At 58.5% G+C, this 19,974-nt stretch carries 12 protein-coding genes and 1 pseudogene; 8 read left to right on the top strand and 5 right to left on the bottom strand.

Annotated features, from left to right (window positions below; translation table 11 throughout):
- Nucleotides 1–516: 516 nt before the first annotated feature.
- On the bottom strand, nucleotides 517–1,713 hold the full coding sequence (locus tag IV01_RS05130) for an MFS transporter (RefSeq protein ID WP_032630686.1): 1,197 nt from the start codon (nucleotides 1,711–1,713) through the stop codon (nucleotides 517–519).
- A 138-nt stretch (nucleotides 1,714–1,851) separates the two neighbouring features.
- Complete coding sequence (locus IV01_RS05135) at nucleotides 1,852–2,760, bottom strand: LysR family transcriptional regulator (RefSeq protein ID WP_032630685.1); 909 nt, start codon at nucleotides 2,758–2,760, stop codon at nucleotides 1,852–1,854.
- Between the two features lie 325 nt (nucleotides 2,761–3,085).
- Between IV01_RS05135 and IV01_RS0125460 the strand changes: the two genes are divergently transcribed.
- From IV01_RS0125460 to IV01_RS27570, 6 genes and pseudogenes are all read left to right on the top strand, one after another.
- A complete protein-coding gene (locus tag IV01_RS0125460) occupies nucleotides 3,086–4,660 on the top strand; it encodes an ATP-binding protein (protein ID WP_050507906.1) in 1,575 nt (524 codons plus the stop codon).
- Nucleotides 4,661–4,708: 48 nt separating this feature from the next.
- Nucleotides 4,709–5,296, top strand: a complete 588-nt coding sequence (locus tag IV01_RS05140) for a response regulator transcription factor (RefSeq protein WP_229636155.1) — start codon at nucleotides 4,709–4,711, stop codon at nucleotides 5,294–5,296.
- A 110-nt stretch (nucleotides 5,297–5,406) separates the two neighbouring features.
- The gene (locus tag IV01_RS05145) at nucleotides 5,407–5,769 is read left to right on the top strand and encodes a response regulator transcription factor (protein ID WP_080290380.1); all 363 of its coding nucleotides are present in this window, start codon (nucleotides 5,407–5,409) and stop codon (nucleotides 5,767–5,769) included.
- A gap of 9 nt (nucleotides 5,770–5,778) precedes the next feature.
- The gene (locus IV01_RS05150) at nucleotides 5,779–11,355 is read left to right on the top strand and encodes a trifunctional serine/threonine-protein kinase/ATP-binding protein/sensor histidine kinase (RefSeq protein WP_032630683.1); all 5,577 of its coding nucleotides are present in this window, start codon (nucleotides 5,779–5,781) and stop codon (nucleotides 11,353–11,355) included.
- A gap of 625 nt (nucleotides 11,356–11,980) precedes the next feature.
- A pseudogene (locus IV01_RS27575) lies at nucleotides 11,981–12,745 on the top strand (HAMP domain-containing protein); the annotation flags it as partial.
- Nucleotides 12,740–13,603 carry a methyl-accepting chemotaxis protein gene (locus IV01_RS27570; protein ID WP_418903554.1) on the top strand — a complete coding sequence of 288 codons (864 nt, stop codon included), beginning with the start codon at nucleotides 12,740–12,742 and terminating at the stop codon, nucleotides 13,601–13,603. The pseudogene IV01_RS27575 and the gene IV01_RS27570, both read left to right, overlap by 6 nt.
- A 258-nt stretch (nucleotides 13,604–13,861) precedes the next feature.
- On the opposite strand, the gene IV01_RS05160 is transcribed toward IV01_RS27570, so the two are convergent.
- Nucleotides 13,862–14,515, bottom strand: coding sequence for an HD domain-containing protein (locus IV01_RS05160; RefSeq protein WP_032630681.1), 654 nt, complete (start codon nucleotides 14,513–14,515; stop codon nucleotides 13,862–13,864).
- 62 nt (nucleotides 14,516–14,577) lie between these two features.
- The gene (locus IV01_RS05165; RefSeq protein ID WP_032630680.1) at nucleotides 14,578–15,399 is read right to left on the bottom strand and encodes an alpha/beta fold hydrolase; all 822 of its coding nucleotides are present in this window, start codon (nucleotides 15,397–15,399) and stop codon (nucleotides 14,578–14,580) included.
- 275 nt (nucleotides 15,400–15,674) lie between these two features.
- Here IV01_RS05165 and IV01_RS27150 point away from each other — a divergent pair, with 275 nt between their 5' ends.
- Nucleotides 15,675–16,382 (top strand): helix-turn-helix domain-containing protein, encoded by a 708-nt coding sequence (locus IV01_RS27150; RefSeq protein ID WP_050507903.1) that lies wholly within the window; start codon nucleotides 15,675–15,677, stop codon nucleotides 16,380–16,382.
- 11 nt (nucleotides 16,383–16,393) lie between these two features.
- Here the strand turns inward: IV01_RS27150 and IV01_RS05170 are convergent, their stop codons facing one another.
- Nucleotides 16,394–17,713: an OprD family porin gene (locus tag IV01_RS05170; protein ID WP_032630679.1), complete on the bottom strand. Its 1,320-nt coding sequence runs from the start codon at nucleotides 17,711–17,713 to the stop codon at nucleotides 16,394–16,396.
- A 223-nt stretch (nucleotides 17,714–17,936) separates the two neighbouring features.
- On the opposite strand from IV01_RS05170, the gene IV01_RS05175 reads away from it, so the two are divergent.
- Nucleotides 17,937–19,124, top strand: coding sequence for an MFS transporter (locus IV01_RS05175; protein ID WP_032630677.1), 1,188 nt, complete (start codon nucleotides 17,937–17,939; stop codon nucleotides 19,122–19,124).
- Nucleotides 19,125–19,974: the final 850 nt, after the last annotated feature.

Genomic DNA, 19,974 nt, shown 5'->3' with positions numbered 1-19,974 from the left:
GTGGGAGCGGTGCTTGCCCGCGAACCAGTCACCTCGGTCTGGCAGGCAGACCGCGCCACCGTTCATCGCGGGCAAGCGCGCTCCTACTGAGGAACACCTAACCTGTGGGAGCGAGGCTTGCCCGCGAATCCGTCACCTTGGTCTGGCAGGCATACCGCGTCATCGTTCATCGCGGGCAAGCGCGCTGCTACTGAGGAACACCTAACCTGTGGGAGCGAGGCTGCCCGCGAATCCGTAACCTCGGTCTGGCAGGCAGACCGCGCCACCGTTCATCGTGGGCAAGCGCGCTGCTACTGAGGAACACCTACCTGTGGGAGCGGTGCTTGCCCGCGAACCAGTCACCTCGGTCTGGCAGGCAGACCGCGTCATCGTTCATCGTGGGCAAGCGCGCTGCTACTGAGGAACACCTACCTGTGGGAGCGGTGCTTGCCCGCGAATCCGTCACCTTGGTCTGGCAGACATACCGCGTCATCGTTCATCGCGAGCAAGCTCGGCGCCTACAGGGATCGGGGTCGTTCATCGGGACTTGTCAGCAACCACGAACGCTACCAGCGCCAGCAGTGGCAAGCCCGCACCCAGCAGGACGACGCCGTGCCAGCCTTGCTGTTCGTAGAGGGTGCTGGCCAGGGCGGAACCGATCGCGCCGCCGAGGAATATGCTGGTCATATAGAGCGCGTTCAAGCGTCCGCGGCTGGCGGGGTCGAGGGCGTAGACTGCACGTTGGCCGAGGACCATGTTCAATTGCACCGCGAAGTCGAGCAGCACACCAGTGATCGCCAGGCCAATTACGCTGAAACCCGGTTGGCTCAAGCCGATCAGAAAGGCCACCGGTGCCAGGCTCAAGGCGAGCAGTGAGGCGCGGCGGGTATGCCCGGCATCGGCCAGGCGTCCGGCAATGGGGGCGGCGATGGCGCCGATGGCACCCACCAGGGCAAACAAGGCTATCTGGGTTTGCGATAAGCCGAAGTGCCGTGAAAGCTCGATAGGCGCTGCGGTCCAGAACAGGCTGAAAGCCGCGAACAGCAGGCCCTGATAAAGCGCGCGCTGACGCAGTACCGGGTGCTTGCGCAACAAGGTCAGCAATGATCCGAGCAATTGTCCATAAGACGATTGGTGCTCCGGTGTGCGTTTCGGGATAGTCAGCGCCAGTACCAGGACGATAGCCAGCATCACCACGGACGCGCTCATGAACACCGCACGCCAGCCGAAATGGTCGGCGATCAGGCTGGACAGTGGTCGAGCCAGCAGAATGCCCAGCAGCAGGCCGCCCATGATATTGCCGACCACCTGGCCTCGGGTTTCCTCCGGTGCCAGATGCGCCGCCAGCGGCACTAGCATCTGAACCGATACCGAACTGAAGCCGATCAACAAGGAGATCATCAGGAAGGTGTTGGCGTGCTCGCTGAACGCAGCGACCAGCAGGCTGGCACAGGCAACAAGCGCGGTGCCGATCATCAGCGTGCGGTTTTCCAGCAGGTCCGCCAGCGGCACCAGAAAAAGCAGGCCCAGCGCGTAGCCCACTTGAGTCAAGGACACAATCAGGCTGGCGCTGTGTGCCGAAAGCCCGACGTCCGGTGCGATGAGTTCAACAATAGGTTGCGCGTAATAGATATTGGCAACGATGGCTCCGCAGCACAGGGCGAACAGCAGGACCAGGCCCCGAGTCAGTGTGTGCCGCGTGTCTTGCGCGGGTGTTGCAGTGCATGGATTCATGGTCATGGGCTCTGTCAGGCTTGGGTTCGGTGCGCAGCACCAGGCTGTGCAACGCTATGACTGCCACCTTAAAGGACCCTTGGAACCGGCGGAATTGGCTGCGGGTGCAACACAGTTATGCGGAAAATGCGCAGAGTGTCATTCGGCAGGAGCGGCCAACACCTCTTCAAGGAACTGAATGAAGGCATTGACCCGTTTAGAACCGCGGTGATTGGGCAGATACAGCGCATTGATCGCAGAGCGCGTCTGGTTCGGGTTTATGTCATACGCGCTGAGCACCCGGGTCAGTGCACCCCTTGCGACATCTGCTTTCACCAGCCAGTCTGCCAGCAGTGCCAGACCGACTCCCGACAGTGCGGCTTCGCGCAGCACATCAGCATTGCTGCTTTTCAGGCGACCAGTGATTTCTACCTGCTGTTCTTGACCTTGCTGACTGAAGGTCCAGACATGCCGGTTTGTAGCGTGTGCGAATCGCAGACAGCTATGCGCCAGCAGCTCGCGGGGCTCGGTCGGTATGCCGTACCGGGTCAGATACTCGGGGCTGGCTACTATCCAGCGGGAAAACCGGCCGATAGTGCGGCACACCAGATCATCATTGGGCCTGGCAGCGCCCAGACGCAGCGCGACATCGAAGCGTCCGCTCAGGAGATTGTCCAGGTCATCGTTCAAGGTCACGTCCAGTTCAAGCTGCGGGTAGCGCGCCAGAAAGTTTCCCAGGTGTGGAGCAATCAAACGACGGCCAAATTCAACCGGCATGCAGACTCGCAGTTGCCCGACGGGTTGATCGCCGCGATCCATGATCTGCGCGTCAGCGCGCGCCACGTCCTCCAGGACCTGGCGAGCCTGCTGATAGTAGCTGGCACCTGCTTCGGTCACGGTGATCTGCCTGGTCGAGCGATTGAGCAGCGCCGCGCCCAATTGCGCCTCCAGAGCATCAATCATCCGGGTGACCGAGGAGGGCGCCAGGTCAAGCTTGCGGGCCGCAGCGGAAAACCCTCGGGCGTCAACCGACTCGACAAACATTTTCAGTGCCAGCAACTTGTCCATGCATACTCCATTGGTATTGTTTCCGGGTAGCCAGCCAACCTGCGGATCCGGCAGGGCGTCTGGCGGGTAAGCATGGCCAACCGATCATAGCGCTTGGCTACTAATCTTTCCCTTTATATGAAAGTGTCAGTCATGCACTTGTACTATTGTGCTCACCGCAACTAAGGTTCGTTGAAATATCCACGACGCTATCCTTATAGATAATATCGCCCGAATGAGTTAGCTGATTAGATAAGCTCAGCCGCCAGTGATGAATCAGATTTGATAGCAATAGATCCCGGTCAAGGCAGGATACTCACAGCCACCTACGGACAGCGTGAATAAAATGATCAGTCTCGGTCAAGCCAGTGTTTCTCTTGAACTAAGAGAAGTTTTCAGAAGCGGCGTACCGTTGCGTGTGGGTACCCGGGCCTTCGATATCCTGGAGTTGCTGATCAGCTGCCCCGGCCAGTTGGTGACCAAAGACGAGATTTTGCAACGCGTCTGGCCGGACACCGTGGTCGAAGAAAACAATCTGCAGGTGCACATTTCCGCCTTGCGCAAAGCCCTGGGGGCAGACCGGGATCTGATCCGGACCATTCCCGGCCGGGGCTACATTCTGATTTGCGCTGAAGATGAACCCGCGCTGCAGGCTTCCCATCCTCGGGACGCCGCGACCGATGTACCGCCAGCCAGTTCTCTGAGCGCGACGATGTTGCGCACCAGCGAGCTACCTCATGACATGGCATTGGTCGGCCGCGAAGACGCGCTGGAAGAAATCTGCGAAGGTTTGCTGACCGATTCGCTCATGACCCTGGTGGGAGCCGGGGGGATCGGCAAGACTTCGCTGGCGGTCGCCGTGGCCCATCACTTGTCACTGACCGACAGCCTGCATGTGTGTTTCGTGCCGCTGGCGCAGATCAACTGCTCGGAACGCATCGTCGAAGCCTTGGCGTGCAGTCTGGATCTTGAAGTCTGGCAAGGCCAATCGATGATTGACGCCATCGTCGACTCGATGCAGGAGCGCAACCGGTTAGTCATACTGGACAACTGCGAGCACCTGATCGAAGCCGTCGCTGCCGTGTGTGAGCACCTGCTGCACCACTGCCCGTCGCTGCGGATCCTCACCACCAGCCGTGAACCCCTGCGTATCAGCAGTGAACGGACTGTCAGCGTAGCGCCGCTGGCGGTGCCCGGACTGGACGCCGAGCGCTGCGAAGTCTTGCAAAGCCGCGCTGCGCAGTTGTTTTTGATGCGATTGCGAGCGCTGGATTCACGCTTCCCCGCAGACGACAGTGCTGCATTCGATGATCGGAGCGTTGCGCTGGTTGCCCAGGTGTGTCGCGCTCTGGATGGTATTCCTCTGGCACTTGAAATGGCCGCGTCCCGGGCTGCAGCCTTGGGACTGTTCGAGCTGGCGGGCAGTCTGCGGGACAACCTGCATCTTCTTTCCGGCGGTTTGCGCAGCGCGCCACAACGTCATCAGAGTATGGAAGCGTCGGTGGAGTGGAGTTATCGCCTGCTAACCGCTGACGAGCGCACGGTACTTGGCTGCCTTGGAGGGCTGGCGGGGGCCTTCAGCCTCGACCAGGCGTGCGAGGTTGCTCAGACGGCGGATATGCCGCGGGCTCGGGTCATGGATTGCATTGTCGGGCTGGCACAGAAATCACTGATGCTCATTAGCGCTGACGGGCCGTTCCGGTTTTATCGGCTGCCCGGCGCGACCCGGGCCTGGATACTGGGTCGCCAGGGCAGCAAAGGCAAAGAGGGTGCTCAAGTGCTCAATTCAGTTCATGATAGCCGCCGTGTGATGACGCACACGCGGGTTGCTTCGCTGACAACCTTGATGACCAGCCACCAGCCGCGAGACGTCTATCACTTTCATCTCAATCATCAACGAGTGCTGGCGGCAAGCCAGTAGCATCAAGCTGCGGACAATCTGTATATGAGTGCAACACCCTTGGTCTATGTGGTCGATGATGAGTGCTCGATTCGCACGTCTTTGTCGCGTCTGTTGCTTTCAGCCGATATTCCTGCCCAGTGTTATGCCACCGCTCAGGAATTTCTCCAACAGGCCTTCACTGACCAGCCCACTTGCTTGTTGCTCGATGTCAATCTGGCGGCCGGCAATGGTTTCGACGTGCAGGAGGAGTTGCTGCGCCGCGGGCATCGTTTCCCGATCATTTTCATGACCGGATTCGGCACCATCCCCATGTCGGTCAAGGCCATGAAGGCGGGCGCTCACGAATTTCTGACCAAGCCCTTCGAGCCAGAACAGTTGCTCGAGGTGGTGCGCCAGGCCCTTGCTCATGATGAAAGCGAGTTACTTGACAGGTTGCATGTCGAGCGCATCAGGCGTCGCTTCGAGACGCTTACGCCCCGCGAGCGAGAAGTCATGACACTGCTGGTTACCGGCAGAATGAACAAGCAGATCGCCGGTGATCTGGGCACCAGCGAAATTACCGTTAAAGTTCATAAACGGCACATTATGACAAAGATGCAGGCCCAGACTTTGATCGATCTGGTGAAGATGCGAGAGCAACTAGTTCTGTTATAAGTCTGATGAGCCGGGTTTAAATAGCACAATTATACATAAGGTCAATCTTATTCTCTGGCAGATAGGCTTATTCTCTTTCCTCTTACTTTTACTGCCGTGAAGTTCAGCTTATGATCCTCATTTGCGTCGTCGACGATGACGCCTCCGTGCGTAATGGTCTCAGTAACCTTCTCAAGTCCTTGGGCTATGCGACGGTGAGTTTCGCTTCAGGCGAAGCCTTTCTGGATTCCACTGCCAGTGATCAGGCGCAATGCGTCTTGCTCGATCTGGTGATGAAAGGGATGCACGGGCTAGAGGTTCTGCAGCAGTTGAGGCGCGCCGGGAAAACCGTCGGTGTGTGTTGTATGTCCGCCAATGACGACAGCGATACCGTCCGGCGGGCTCTCGACGGGGGGGCTCTGAGCTTTCTGTGCAAGCCTTTTACCGAGGAGGCATTGCTCGAATCGATAAAGCAGGTAATCGAACGCAAGTAAGGGTGCGCTATGAACGGTATCAGCGCTGAGCCGACCGCCAGTATCCGGGTCATGTCCGATAGACAGGTCGAAGGCTATACGCCGCAATGGCTGGGGCTGCTGTCGTGGGAGCTGCTATTTGTGGACGGTGAGGTCGACCGCTATCGTGCCCATGTGCCAGGGTGCGCTCGACGCTGGTTGATCTCCCGAGCCTCTGCAGGTCTGCTGGAACGTGGCCTGCGGCGCATCGAGCACCAATACCTGATGGCTCCGCTGCTTGATCCTGACTGGGCCGTGCCACCGGTGGCGGTGTTGCATACGCCTGAAGGTCCGTTGCTGATCTGTGACGATCCGGGCGGGCAGTCTCTGGATAAAGTGGCTGATGGCTCGCTGTCCATTGATGGTTTTCTTCGGTTGGCGATTGGTGCTGCCCATGCCTTGGCCCGCGCCCACGGCAAGGGACTGCTGCATCGGGATATCAAACCCTGCAATCTGATTCGAGGCGCTGATGGCAAGGTGCGTCTTATCGGCTTTGGCCTGGGCTTCGGCACCGGCGACGCGGCAGCCGTTGATGATGCCATCTGCGCAACCCTGGCTTACATGTCGCCCGAGCAGGCACGGCGGGTGGAGCGTCAGGCTGATGAACGTAGCGACCTGTACTCGCTGGGCATGACTCTCTATGAATTGATCACCGGCCGCTTGCCGTTCGACGCCAGCGATGCGGTGGAGTGGGTGTATTGCCATGTGGCTCGCCAGCCGGTTTCGCCGCAACAGTTTCGCGCGTCTATTCCGGCGCCGCTGGCTCGCCTGATCCTCGACCTGATCGCCAAGAATCCCGCAGACCGTTACCAGAGTGCATTGAATCTGGAAGCGGATCTGCGCGAGTGTCTGGCGCAGTGGAATCAATTTCAGCACATCGCGGCGTTCAAGCCAGCGTGTCGTGACGCCGGTGTGCAAGCTCCCGAATATAAAGTGCTGGTCCCGCGTCCGGTTGAGAGCCAGGCGCTTCAGGCGGCGTTCTCCCGAGTGGCTCAGTCCGGGGCTTGTGAGGTGGTGCTGGTGTCGGGCCAGACCGGGGCGGGTAAATCCACACTGGTGCGTCAGTTGCACCAGAGCCTGGCCCTGAGCCAGATGCTGTTTGCCTCCGGTAAAGTCGACCCCTCATTGCCTAATACTCCCTACCTGTCCCTGGCCCAGGCGCTGCGTTCACTGGTCATGCGGGTCGTTGGCGAGAGCGCCGACACCCTGGCAATCTGGCGGGAAAAGCTGACGCTGGCGGTGGCCGGTCATGGTCGGCTGATTGCCAATCTGGTCCCGGAAATCGAGATGGTACTGGGTCCGCTGGGTGCCGGGCCGGACTTGCCGACCAGTGAAACCCAACACCTGTTTCACTACGTTCTGCAACGGCTGCTGAATACCTTTGCCAGTGCGCAGCGACCTTTGGTGCTGTTCTTCGACGATGTGCATCGGTGCGACGAGGCAACCTTGTCATTCATTGCGTCGTTCAGTGAAGAGCGGTATGAAAACACCCTGTTGATTGCCGCGTATCGTGATGGACTGGATCCTGATTCCACATTGTCTGAGGCGTTCCTGGCCCGGCTGCGTGAGGCTCCTATCGGTGTGAGCGAGATCCCGGTGTCTGCACTGGACCTTCAGGCGGTTGCGCAGTGGCTAGGCAGGAGCCTGCACGCCGAGCCCGCCGAGATCATGCCGTTGGCCGCTCTGGTGCATGAAAAGACCGGCGGCAACCCCTTTTTCGTCGGGCAACTGGTGCGCACATTGCTGGATGAGCGTCTGATTCGTGTTGATCGCTCCAGCACTGATACTAACGGCACGCTGAGCTGGGACCTGGAGCGAATTCGAGAGCATCGCCATGCCGAGAATGTCATCGGCCTGATGGTCGCCAGAATGGCCCGTCTGCCCGCGCAAACCCGCCTGTTTCTTGGACAGATGGCCTGCATGGGGGCGAGCGTGGATCTGCCGACCTTGTGCCGGGTGACCCAGGTCGCGCAGAAGTCTCTCTGCCGACACCTGTCGCCTGCGGTCGAAGCCGGTCTGTTGGTGGAAGATCACCAGGGCTTCGCGTTCTATCACGACCGCGTGCAGGAGTCCGCCTGTGAGTTGATCGCGCTGGACGCGAGAGCGGCAGAACATCTGCGGATTGCCCGGATATTGATCGCCGACATTGATCTTGCGGAACGCTCCGAGGCGTTGTTTCGTATCGCAAGCCACTTGCAGCGCATTCGTCCTGAAGATTGTTTCGAAGCCGAGCGGCGGCAGTTTTGCCTGTTACTGGTGCGCACCGCTCAACAGGCACTGGAGTCGGCAGCCATCGATGCATCGCTGGGTTATGTGCACACCTCCATGACGTTGATCGACGAGCCTCGCTGGCAGCGTTGTCCCGGGCTGGCTCATGAACTCGGCCTGGTCCACGCGCAATGCCTGCTGCTGGATGGCCAGTTCGAGCTGGCGGGCCAGGTGATCGACGATTTGCTCGACCACGTCCATGGGTTGGTTGAGCGGGCTGCGATATACATGCTCAAGGTCGAATTACTGGTACTGGATTGCCGTTATCAGGACGCGGCGGACACGGCCGGCGAGGGGTTGCGTCTGTTTGGCATTGATATCCCGAGCCAGGTCGGCGATCTGGAGGTCGAGCAGCGTTACCGTCATTTGCTTGAGACCCTGGCGGGGCGTGAGATCGACCGACTACGCGAGCTGCCCCCCATGCATGAAGCCACCTATGAGGCGGCGATGGGGATGTTGTCGAGCATGATCGCATCGGCTTCGTTCATTGATGACGATCTGTTGTTCGTACTGACCTGCCAGATGGTCCAGCTATCCCTCGAATACGGTATATGCGCGGCGTCGACCCACGGCTTCGCCTGGTTCGGTGTGGCCTTGGCCCACAAATATGAAGCTTACGAAGAAGGTGCTGCTTTTGCGCGTTTGGCCCATAGGCTAGTGCAGGAGCGCGGTTTCAGCAGTTCCCTCAGCACAACGCTGGTGGCCCTGGATCAAGTGAGCGTGTGGACTCAGCCGCTGAGTCACGGACTTGAACACGCTCGTGCTGCACTGGCCAGCAGTTATAACGCAGGTAACCTGACCATGAGTTGCTATGCCTGCAACCACATCGTGTCCAATCTGCTGGTCATGGGTGAGCATCTGGAACGCGTTGAGCAAGAGATCGAGCGCGGCCTGGGTTTCGCCCGGCGTGCCCGTTTCGGCGACGTGGAAGCGGTCTTGGATACTCAGGCGCGACTGGTTCGAGCGTTGCGCCTGGGCCGAGCCTGGCAGAGCGAAGAGCCTTCGGGCGAGCGCCAGGTCCTGGAGGATGTGGCCAGTAACAGTGCGATGACCCCAGTGGTTTTCTGGTGGTGGCTGTTCAAAGGGGTGACTAGATTTCTTTACCGGGATTTTGATAGTGCTGCGCAATGCCTTGAGAAGGCCGGCGCGCTGGCATGGTCGACGCCTGCGCATATTCATTTACTCGAACTGCATTTTTTCAGCGCATTGAACCTGTCCGTGAGTTGCCGCCATGGCGGTAATTGCGCCGAAACCCTGGTGCGCATGGAGCCCCACGTGCGAAAGCTCGACGCCTGGGCTGCACTCAATCCCCAGACCTTCAAGGACAAGGCGGCGCTGGTGGCGGCTGAAGTCGCACGCTTGCAGGGCGATGCCATGCGGGCCATGACGCTGTATGAAGAGGCCGTGACAGCGGCCGCCAATGGCGGTTTTGTGCATGTTCAGGCTCTTGCCCACGAGCTGGCCGGGGAATTTCATCATGTTCAAGGACTGTTCACCTCGGCGCGCAGTCATTACCGCAACGCCCGTGATTGCTACCAGCGCTGGGGCGCGCTGGGTAAGGTTGCAGACCTGGAAGCACGGGGCGGCATCTTGCGCGGGGAGGCTTCGCAGTCACGTCCATCAATCAGTTTTCTGACGAGCCAGGATGCGCTGGATCTGGGCTCAGTGATGAAGGCTTCCCAGGCGCTTTCCGAAGAAATCGTGCTGGACCGGCTGATTGCCACTCTGTTGACCAACACCATCATCCACGCTGGCGCGCAACAGGCCCTGTTGCTGCTGGTCAAGAATGACACCCCGCAACTGACGGCAAGGGGCCGGGCGGATGGGCAGGGTATCGACATCGACCTTTCAGTCTTGGCGCCCTCGTCGCAACAACTGCCGCTGTCGATGCTGTACACCGTGATGCGCACCCGCCAGTTGGTCGTGATCGAGGACGCGCTGCAACGTCAGGCATTCGCCGAAGATGAGTATTTTCAGGGTCGGGATGTGCGTTCTGTGCTCTGCCTGCCCTTGGTCAAGCAAGGTTTGGTGATTGGTGTGCTTTATCTCGAGAACAATCTCGCGCCGGGTGTATTCACTTCCAACCGCACCACGGTGCTTGAACTGCTGGCCGGGCAAGCGGCGATTTCCCTGGAAAACGCCCGGCTGTACACCGAACTGGTCGAAGAGAACACCCGTCGCAGCGAGATCGAAGCCGCCTTGCGCACTAGTCAGGCAACCCTGGCGTTGGGCCAGCGCATCAGCCATTCCGGCAGTTTTCGCTGGCAACCCAGCACCGATCAAGCCGTCTGGACCGATGACCTGTTTGCGGTCTGGGGGTTGCCGGTCAGTGAGGTCACGCCCTCACTGCCGGAGCTTGAACGGCTAATCCATCCTGAAGACCTGCAAGGCTTTCTGATCGCCATCACCCAGGCGGTCCGGCATTCAAAAGCTTTTCAGTTGGGTTTCAGGCTGCTGAACACTGATGGAGTGATTCGTCACCTTGAGCTGTTGGCGGAGCCTGCGGGTAATGATGTGTTCGTCGGGGTCACCACGGATGTGACGGCACGCAAGACCACCGAGGCGGCGCTGCGTAACGCCCGCGCGGAATTGGCCAGGGTGTCCCAGGCCACGATCATGGGCGAGCTTGCCGCCTCCATTGCCCATGAGATAAACCAGCCGCTTGCGTCCATTGTTTCCAATGCCAGCGCCAGTGTGCGCTGGCTGAATCGGCCCACACCGGTGGTCACTGAGGCCATGTCGGGCCTCAATGACATCGTCAATGACAGTAGGCGCGCCGCTGAAATTGTTCGTGCCTTGCAATCGCTGGCCAGGCAGACGCCGCCCCGGCATGAGCCACTGCAGATCGATGACGTAATTCGTCAGGTAGTGGCACTGACCGCGACAGAGGTCGAGCAGCATCAGGTCCTGCTTTACAAGGCATTCAACGGCCCCGCGCTGAGTGTCAACGGCGATGTTGTGCAGTTGCAGCAGGTGATCCTCAATTTGATCATGAATGCGGTAGAAGCCATGAGCGCCATCAATGACAGACCGCGTCGCCTGTCCATCAGTAGCGACGTCATAGCTGAGCAGTGCGTGGTGGTGTGTGTCCAGGACAATGGCTTTGGCATTGATGAGGAACATGCCGCACGGGTCTTCGATGCGTTCTTCACCACCAAAGAGAAGGGTATGGGCATGGGGCTGGCGATTTGTCGGTCGATCATTGATGCCCACGGCGGAATACTGCGGGCCTGTAATAGCCGGGCTGACGGGGCAATGTTTGTGTTTACGTTGCCGGTGGTGCCTGCGTCGTATAGGTAGGCCCTCAATCTCTGAGTGGGCGGTGATTACGTGGGAGCGAGCTTGCGCGAAGGGGCCGGAACATCCTCAAAATTTCTCCAAACCTGAACACCGCTTTCGCGAGCAAGCTCGCTTCCACAGGACGGGTGTCGCCTGGGCGATCGCAGCAGAACATATTTCCATCCGGGTGCCGCCTGAGTCGTAACCGTCCGACCCCGTCATCCATCCAGCCCCACAAAGCCAAGACATGGCGTGCACTTAAAATTAGGTGGGCACCAGTGCCAGCTTTTTCAGCGGGTATGTCATGAAGCCAACACGCCTTCCTGCAGCTACGCAGCGCATCAATCACTTGGACGGCTTTTCCTGCCGTATACAACGGCGTAAATCCGGCTATGGATCAGGGACCTCGCTCTCGATTTCGTACAGTAACTGGATATAGCGCAATGCTTGCTCGGCGAGCGTGCGCTTGTTCGTGGCATTGCGGTCGAAGAGCTTGCGTTGCGCATGGACCACCTGGGCTGTGAAGGATTTTGAGTAGAAACACATATTCTCAAGCTTAGGCGTTAATAACGGGAGGACGATGCCGATAACCTTATAGGCAGCGCTTGCACGTTATTATTTTCAATCCGAGGCTCTGCGTAAGAGGATGGCCAGCATGACGATCAAACTACGCTTATTTCTGTTGATTGCGACCGGGCTGGTCACCGCATTGATTATTAGCCTATCCAGTTACCTGGGAAATACCCGGATGGGCAGCGCCATGCAGGAGAATGAGACCAGCATGATGGTGCTGCGCAATCACATGGAGGCCGATATGATGCACGATGCGCTGCGCTCCGATGTGTTGTCGGCGATGTTGGTGGGGCTGGGTAAAAGCATCAGTACAAAGGCCGAGGTCAGCACTTCGCTGAAGGAGCATGCCGAGCACTTCCGCCAGGTATTGGGGGACAACCTCAAGCAGCCTCTGGACGATACGCTCAGGATGAACCTGGACAAGATTCGCCCCAGCCTTGAAACCTACATAGGTGCCGGTGAACGCATCGTCGCGTTGGCCCTGGAGAATCCCGAAGCCGCTCTCGGGGAGCTGGAGAACTTCAACAAGGCGTTCACCCTTCTTGAAGATCAAATGCAGGGCATGAGTGAGCTTATCGAAAACAAAACCCAGCAAGCCAGTATGGAAACGCAGCGTGCCATCAGCAACGCCAACTTCATCCTGGGTACGGTGCTGATCGTCAGTCTCTTGCTGCTCCTGGCTCAGGGCCGCTGGGTAATTCTGAGTATCATGGGGCCGCTAAAGGCCGCCAGCAGCATCGCCGCCAGCATCGCCCGCGGCAACTTGAGCGAGCCAATCGTTGAAACCAGTCGCAAAGACGAAGCCAGTTCATTGATTCGCAACCTTGCCATCATGCAGCGGGACTTACGCAGCATGATCGAAGCTGTCCGCAGCAATGCCCAAGGCGTCAATGTCATGAGCGAGCAGCTGAGCCATGGTTGCCACGAAGTGGCCGGCAGCAGCCAGCAACAAAGCGCCGCCGCCAGCACCATGGCCGCAGCAGCGATTGAAATGACCGCCAGTATTGAGGAAATCACCCGGCACGCCAGTCGCGCACTGGATATGGCCAATCAGGCTGAAGCCTTGGCCAAGGACGGCGGCCGAGTGATTCAACAAGTGGTCAGTGACATGGATGGCATTGCTCGTTCGGCGAAGCAATCTGCCCAAGTCATCCGCACTCTCGACGAAGAGTCCGAGGCGATCTACAGCATTATTCAGGTGATCAAGGGGATCGCGGACCAAACCAACCTGTTGGCGTTGAATGCCGCGATTGAAGCCGCTCGTGCCGGCGAACAGGGCCGTGGTTTTGCGGTGGTGGCGGATGAAGTGCGCAGCCTGGCTGGACGCACCAGCGCGTCGACTCAAGAGATCGCCAGTATGGTCGGGCGCATCCAGCAAAGCACCCGGGAAGCGGTCACCAGTATGGAAGAAGGTGTCGCTCAAGTGGACAAAGGCATGGTTGTAACCGCCGATGTAGAGCGGGCCATTCGCGATATTCTCCAGGCCACTCTGAAAACCACTGAGTTGGTCAACGATATCTCCCGCACCATCAGTGAGCAGAGCCTGGCAAGCAACGAAATCGCCCATCAAGTGGAGATGATTGCCGGTACCTCGGAGGCTAATAGCAGAGTGATCGGTGAGACGGCTTCGACCACGGACGAGTTATCTGCATTGGCGGGGATTTTATCGCAGTCTGTGGATCGCTTTCGACTTTGACTTTGATTTGCTCAAAGCCTCACCTTTGGGCTACGCAGCCCGATTTTACGGGGGCTAACCACAGCGTAGATGACTTGGCCGGACGGTTACCCCGAGTCGGTTCGGTTGGCGCTCAATTTCTGCGGGGACGGTGATGATGTGGGAGCGAGCTTGCTCGCGAAGGGGCCGGAACATTCTCAAAACTTCTCCAAACCAGGACACCGCTTTCGCGAGCAAGCTTGCTCCCTCGGAATCATCTATGACAATGGCGGTAGAGCTTCACTCCACCCACCAATCATCCTCCACCAGCAGATCGCAAAAATTAGCCCGTTTGAATTGCCGGTCAAAATGCGCACGAACATCGTCGTCCAGGCTGCCGATCTCTTGCGTCGGACGATGGCTCAGGGCTTTGTGAAGGATGCTCAGCAAGTCGCGCTTGAAGCCTGCCTCTTTGGGAAACGCCTCAAGAATCATCGTCAGCTCGGCAGCCTTCAGTGCTTGTACGTGACGACCGAACAACGCCATCTCGACGCCCGCCGCCAGAAGGGCCACCAACGGCGATTTGTGCTCGGCAATGCCTGGGGTGGTGTGTAGCGCGACGGCATCCCAGACTTGCGCAATCTCGCTGCCCGAATACCCGTAACCCTTGAGGAATTCCCGGGCGGCGTGGGCGCTGTCCACCTCGAAACGGTTGAGCGAGGGTTGATACAAAGAGGTCAGTCCCATGCAGTGAAACAGTGCGGCGATGTACAGCCGCTCGGCATCGAACAGCACGCGATGATGTTCGCCGATGAGTACCGCAAACAGAAATACTCTGTTTGAATGGTTGAACAGTAACAACGGTTGAATCCCCTGGATCAGTTCGCAAGCGGCATTCGCCATGCTGCTGTCCGGAATATCCACGCCGGCTACAGGCTGTTTTTTCACGTGCATCCCTCACGATCAAAGCCTCTGGCAGCGATGCGCTGCCAGAGGCCATTAGTTGCCCGCCGACTTCAAACCCGAGCGAAGTCCATCAGGTCCTGGTTCAACTGGTCCTTGTGGGTGAAGTACACCGCGTGGGGAGCACCTGGATAGACCTTGAGCTTCGCGCCCCTCACCAGCTCTGCTGCGGCTTTGCCGGTCACGTCGAAATTGACCACTGCGTCGCCGTCGCCATGGATGACCAGAGTCGGCACATCGAAGCGCGCCAGGTCAGAGCGGAAGTCGGTTTCGGAAAAGGCTGCCACACAATCCAGGGTGCCCTTGATGCCGGCCTGCATGGCCATTGATTGAGTCCAGTCCAGCATCGGCTTGCCCACGGGAGAGCCGGGTTGATCGCTACCGGTGAAAATCGGGCCGAATGCATCGAGGAAGGCTGCCCGGTCTTTGAGCACCCCGGCACGAATGCCGTCGAAGATCGCTGGGTCCATGCCTTCAGGGTGATCATCGCGACGGATCATCAACGGCGTCACGGCGCTCACCAGGACGGCCTTGGCAATGTGTTTACTGCCATGACGGCCGAGGTAGCGCGCCACTTCTCCGCCACCCATGGAGAAGCCGACCAGCATCACGTCACTCAGCTGCAGGGTGGTGATCAGGGTGTGCAGGTCATCGGCAAAAGTGTCGTAGTCGTAACCTGTCCAGGGTTGGCTTGAGCGGCCGAACCCACGGCGATCATGGGCGATGACCCGAAAGCCGTTTTCGGCCAGGAAGTTCATCTGGTACTCCCACATGTCGGCGGTCAGCGGCCAGCCATGGCTGAGGACGATGGGTTGACCGGTGCCCCAGTCCTTGTAGTAGATCTCGGTACCGTCTGCGGTAGTGATCGTCGGCATTTTTCGCTCCGTGTTTCTGGGTAAGTGTTCTGAGGTAAGTGTGCTGAGGTGAGTAGGGGATACAGCGACAACATCTGGATCTCAGGCTAAGCCAACGGGCGCTTCAGGTCTTTGGCCCGAGCTGAAACGTTCTTAACCGGGCTGATGCCTGAAACCCACGCTACCCTTGGGCCAAAGCGGTCCTTCAGAACGATTAATGTTTGCCAAAGGACTTTAAGAACCCGCAAATCCAGACTCTGACCCTGCCATACACCCTCTGAGCAGGAGCGTCTGTAATGAACACTTTCAGCCCATCGCCGCTACGCCGTCCCACGCCAACCGCCGGTGAACAGATCACCCCCGCCGCAGACCTTTCCTGCGTTGTTGATCAGTTGCTGAGGTCGTGGTCACCGCGCACCGCTGAAGAAGGCCGCGTCAGCCTGCTTGAGCTCAGCGAATCCGGGACCTCCGGCATCGATCCATTGGCTTATCAACTGATCTGCTCGTTGTTGCCCGCCTTGCGTGATCGTCAGGGGCAGACCGAGGATTCGGTGGAGCGGGCCATGCTGGTGTTGTGTTCACACCTGTCCACCCGCTTTGCAAAACCTGTTGCTGAGCCGTCACCAAAAGTGTGTGAGAAAGTCGCGTTGTCACCCTGGCAAGAGCGTCGCGCCAAGGAGATGATGGCCAGCCATATGGATCGTGGGCTTTCCATTGCCCAGATCGCCACGGAGTGTTCGCTGTCGCGCAGCCACTTCTCCCGGGCGTTCAAGAAAAATACGGGTTATTCCCCTCGTGACTGGTTTTTGCAGGTTCGCCTCGACAAGGCAAAGGCGCTGTTGAGCGAAAGCAGCGTGTCCATTTCGCGCATCAGCCTGGATTGCGGCTTTGCCGATCAATCTCATTTCACCCGGGTATTCACCCGTGTCGTGGGGGTCACGCCGTTCAGCTGGAGACGTTCCTTGTCTGGCCAGCTTTCCGCTACCGCACGCAGGGCGGGATGATCGGTTAAACGTTATTTGAGCAGGTCCAGGGGATATTCGATCACCAGGTACAGCCGGTCGATGTCATCACCCGCCTGGGCGGTATTGGCTCGATGAGACACATGGGATACATCGAACGACAGGTTTTTTGCCGCGCCTGATTGCACGGTGTATTTAAGGTCAATGTCGCGCTCCCAATGTCGGCCGCCGTTACCTTGAATCGGCTGGTAGCGGTCGATATCAGATTGGAACGGGTTATAGGCTCCGCCACCCGCCGCATGAGTGCCGTCAATCTGGTCGCCGGTCACGTAGCGGGTCATGAACTTCAGGCCGGGCACGCCCAGGGCGCTGAAGTCCAGGTCGTAACGCAATTGCCACGACTGCTCGTGGGCGCTATTGAAATCGGCGTACTTGATGGAGTTCGCCAGGTAAATGGAGTCACCGCCGACAAAATCAAACGGCGTGCCACCGTCGATTTTCTGGTAGGCGAGGGTGAAGGCCTGGCTGCCGAGGCTGTATTTGGCAGCGAAACTGTACGCAGTGTTGTTGATGGAACCGGCATTGGCATCGCCAGCGTCGAGGGTTCGATACAGGTTGCTGTCCAGCAGCAGCGAACTGTTGGCCGACAGCCCCTGCTTGAAGTGCAGATTGCCGTAGTACTGCTGCCAGGTGTCGCTCAGCTGTGACGCGTAGACCGAGCCACCCAGAGGCCCGTCCCCTGCAAGCTCAACGCCCGCCAGGCTGATGCTGGCATTGCGGGTACTTGCGCCATAGCCATCGAAATCACCCTGGGCGGTGGATGCATTCTGATTCTTGAATGCGCTGAAGTGCCCGGCTACCAGGCGCATCCCGTCGATTTCCTGGCTGTCGAGGAAAAAGCCGGTGGCGTATTCCGGTTGCAGACGCTTATCAGCGGTATCGAAGACCGGCGTCTCGACTTCCATCTCGCCAAACTTCAGCGTGGTCTTCGAATAGCGCAGCTTGATCGCTGCCCCGGCGCTGGAATAGTCGTTTTCGGCCCGGCCGTCGCTGTCCAGCGGCAACAGCCCGGTACCCGCATGGCCGCGGCCGCCGTCCAGTTTCAGGCCATAGAACGCGTGAGCATCAAGCCCTACGCCGATCTGGCCTTGGGTGAAGCCCGATTGAAAATTGGCAATAAAGCCCTGGGCCCATTCCTGGCGATAGCTTTGGTCCCTGTGCCCGGTGCGGTAATCGTTGTGCAGGAAAAAGTTGCGCGACAGCACGTTAAGTGTCGAGTCTTCAACCAGGCCGTGTTCTTCGGCACTGGCTACCATCGCTTTGCCGCCGCCGAGCAGCGCCAGAGCGGTCAATAAGGTAAATCGCGTTCGCATGGGGCGGTCCTTTTGGCAATCAAGGCTCTAGGCTGACAGGCGAGGGCAGTGCTGAATTGATTGGGTGTGCGCAAACGTTGTGATTCGCGACCCGCAAGATCCGTTAGAACCTGCAAATTTTTGCAACCTTTCCCTGACGGTGCTGATCACCCCTCTGTAATATGGCGACCCCGACTTTTACGCCGGGCGCATCACCCTGAAATCTTCAAACCGGGAACCGTACATGACCGAGCCTGACTCAACTTCCAGCAGAGACTTCATTCTGGTGGCCTGCGCGTTACTGATCGCCATGCTCGGTACTACCTTGCCAACCCCGCTCTACGTGTATTACCAACAACAAATGGGCTTCGGCGAGACCTGGGTCACGCTGATCTTTGCCATCTATGCCGCCGGGGTGATTGCCGCCTTGTTGGCAGTGGGCAGTTGGTCCGATCAGTTGGGACGCAGGCCCATGCTGCTTGCAGGTTTGTTGATGGGTGCGATCAGTGCGGTGATATTCCTGTACTGCCACTCTGTGACGGGCTTGTTGATCGGCCGTCTGTTTTCCGGGTTCTCTGCCGGGATCATCACCGGCACCGCAACCGTCGCGATTATCGAACTGGCCCCCAAGGCCTGGAGCAAGCGCTCCACTCTGGTGGCGACCGCCGCCAATATGTTCGGCCTTGGCCTGGGCCCCTTGCTGGCGGGGCTCACTTCGCAATATTTGCCGCATCCGCTGCAACTGGTGTTCTGGTTGCACCTGGGGTGTCTGGCGGTTGCGATGCTGGGCGTGGCAGTCGCCCGGGAAACCGTGCAGCGTCCTGAAGTGCCACGCCTGCGGGTCATGCGCCCGTCGATTCCTGCACAGGTGCGCCCCTTGTTCATCCCGGCGGCCATCGCCGGATTGGCCGGGTTCAGCGTCGCCGGACTGTTCACCAGCATGGTGCCGTCGATCATGCGTCAGGTCATGGAGCAATCCAGCGGCATTGTCATCGGCGCAGTGGTGGGATCGTTCTTCGCCGCTTCGGTGGTGGGCCAGGCGTTGCTGCAGAAGCTACCTTCACGACTGCACATGACTCTGGGCTGCAGTTGTCTGATTGTCGGCATGCTGGCTCTCGGCCTGAGCATCGCCACCGAGCAGATGCTGTTGCTGATGATTGCCGGACTCAGCGCAGGCGTCGGTCAGGGCATGGTATTCCGTGCCGGCATGGGCGCAGTCACAGGTGCCAGCCCGGCCCATCACAAAGCGGCCGTGGCCTCGGCGCTGTTCGTGCTGCTGTACCTGTCCATGTCTCTGCCAGTCATTGCCGTGGGCGTCAGCGTACCGGTGTTTGGTCTGCGCCATGTGGGTGAGTTGTTCAGCGGTATCGTTGCGGTAATCGCGCTGCTGGCGATGTGGAGTATGAGGCGGGCGCAGGCTGTGGCGGTTTGATGAGGGGCAAGCTGGCAGGGTCAAAAGCACTGCCAGCTGAAAGAACTCAGTAAGCAAGTTCCGGTTTTGATTTTATTAACCCGTCCGACTCAAAAGTCGCTGAATCAAGCGACTGGTAACCCTTATTAGCCCCTTCAAGGTTTCGTAGTCTCGGCACTTCACATTGCCTCAAAACGCTTCTGTGGATGGAACTCCCCCTGCTAGACAACGAGTTTTAATAGAGGATCTTAACGTTGTCACGCTCGTGCAAAAGGCTCGCTCCTTGAGCGTTCGAACTTTTGATTTCCTGTCATAGCCCACTTGTCCAGAGCCTCATCACAGATCTCCAATCCATTGCTTATGAGATCTCGTAGGATTTTTCCGATCGTGCGCGCGAAATTTCCTAATCCCGGATTTGGGGATGGAATCAAGACCCAAGATCATCCATTGTTGCGCGCTCCGGCCTGCCGCATATCTCTTGCAACATATTCATTGCTCGCCGGCGAGGTGTGTTCGAAACACTGTTAGCGAAGTGCACATAACTACCTTGTTGTTCATACGAGTTGTGTAATCCGTTTATTTATCTTCGGCTTGTTTAAAGGGATGTTTATTCATGGTTGTAAACAACAACTGCGCATTTTTGCGCGGTGCCTTTCTGTGCATCGAATTCACCTCAGAGGGTGAAAATTCCCTGTTTGGCTCGCGTTGTAGTCAGGCACTCCAAGTCTCGCAGGAGGCTTGAACATGGCCCAGCCGATAACCGACTTTTTCGTCCATAGCCGCCACAAACTCAGGGTCTCTGAAGTCCAGGCAACGCTCGACGTTTTGACCTTCACAGGTGAAGAAAAGCTCAGCGAGCCGTTCAAATACA

Source organism: Pseudomonas syringae (genome assembly GCF_000737245.1).
Taxonomy (GTDB): domain Bacteria; phylum Pseudomonadota; class Gammaproteobacteria; order Pseudomonadales; family Pseudomonadaceae; genus Aquipseudomonas; species Aquipseudomonas syringae_J.
The sequence above is the reverse complement of the archived record's forward strand: the minus strand, read 5'-3'. Positions and strand labels throughout refer to the sequence as shown.

What these genes read in the sequence shown, in the direction of transcription:
- IV01_RS05130 (WP_032630686.1), bottom strand. Translation starts at nt 1,713, where the DNA reads ATGAATCCATGCACTGCAACACCCGCGCAAGACACGCGGCACACACTG.
- IV01_RS05135 (WP_032630685.1), bottom strand. Translation starts at nt 2,760, where the DNA reads ATGGACAAGTTGCTGGCACTGAAAATGTTTGTCGAGTCGGTTGACGCC.
- IV01_RS0125460 (WP_050507906.1), top strand. Translation starts at nt 3,086, where the DNA reads ATGATCAGTCTCGGTCAAGCCAGTGTTTCTCTTGAACTAAGAGAAGTT.
- IV01_RS05145 (WP_080290380.1), top strand. Translation starts at nt 5,407, where the DNA reads ATGATCCTCATTTGCGTCGTCGACGATGACGCCTCCGTGCGTAATGGT.
- IV01_RS05150 (WP_032630683.1), top strand. Translation starts at nt 5,779, where the DNA reads ATGAACGGTATCAGCGCTGAGCCGACCGCCAGTATCCGGGTCATGTCC.
- IV01_RS27570 (WP_418903554.1), top strand. Translation starts at nt 12,740, where the DNA reads ATGCAGCGGGACTTACGCAGCATGATCGAAGCTGTCCGCAGCAATGCC.
- IV01_RS05160 (WP_032630681.1), bottom strand. Translation starts at nt 14,515, where the DNA reads ATGCACGTGAAAAAACAGCCTGTAGCCGGCGTGGATATTCCGGACAGC.
- IV01_RS05165 (WP_032630680.1), bottom strand. Translation starts at nt 15,399, where the DNA reads ATGCCGACGATCACTACCGCAGACGGTACCGAGATCTACTACAAGGAC.
- IV01_RS27150 (WP_050507903.1), top strand. Translation starts at nt 15,675, where the DNA reads ATGAACACTTTCAGCCCATCGCCGCTACGCCGTCCCACGCCAACCGCC.
- IV01_RS05170 (WP_032630679.1), bottom strand. Translation starts at nt 17,713, where the DNA reads ATGCGAACGCGATTTACCTTATTGACCGCTCTGGCGCTGCTCGGCGGC.
- IV01_RS05175 (WP_032630677.1), top strand. Translation starts at nt 17,937, where the DNA reads ATGACCGAGCCTGACTCAACTTCCAGCAGAGACTTCATTCTGGTGGCC.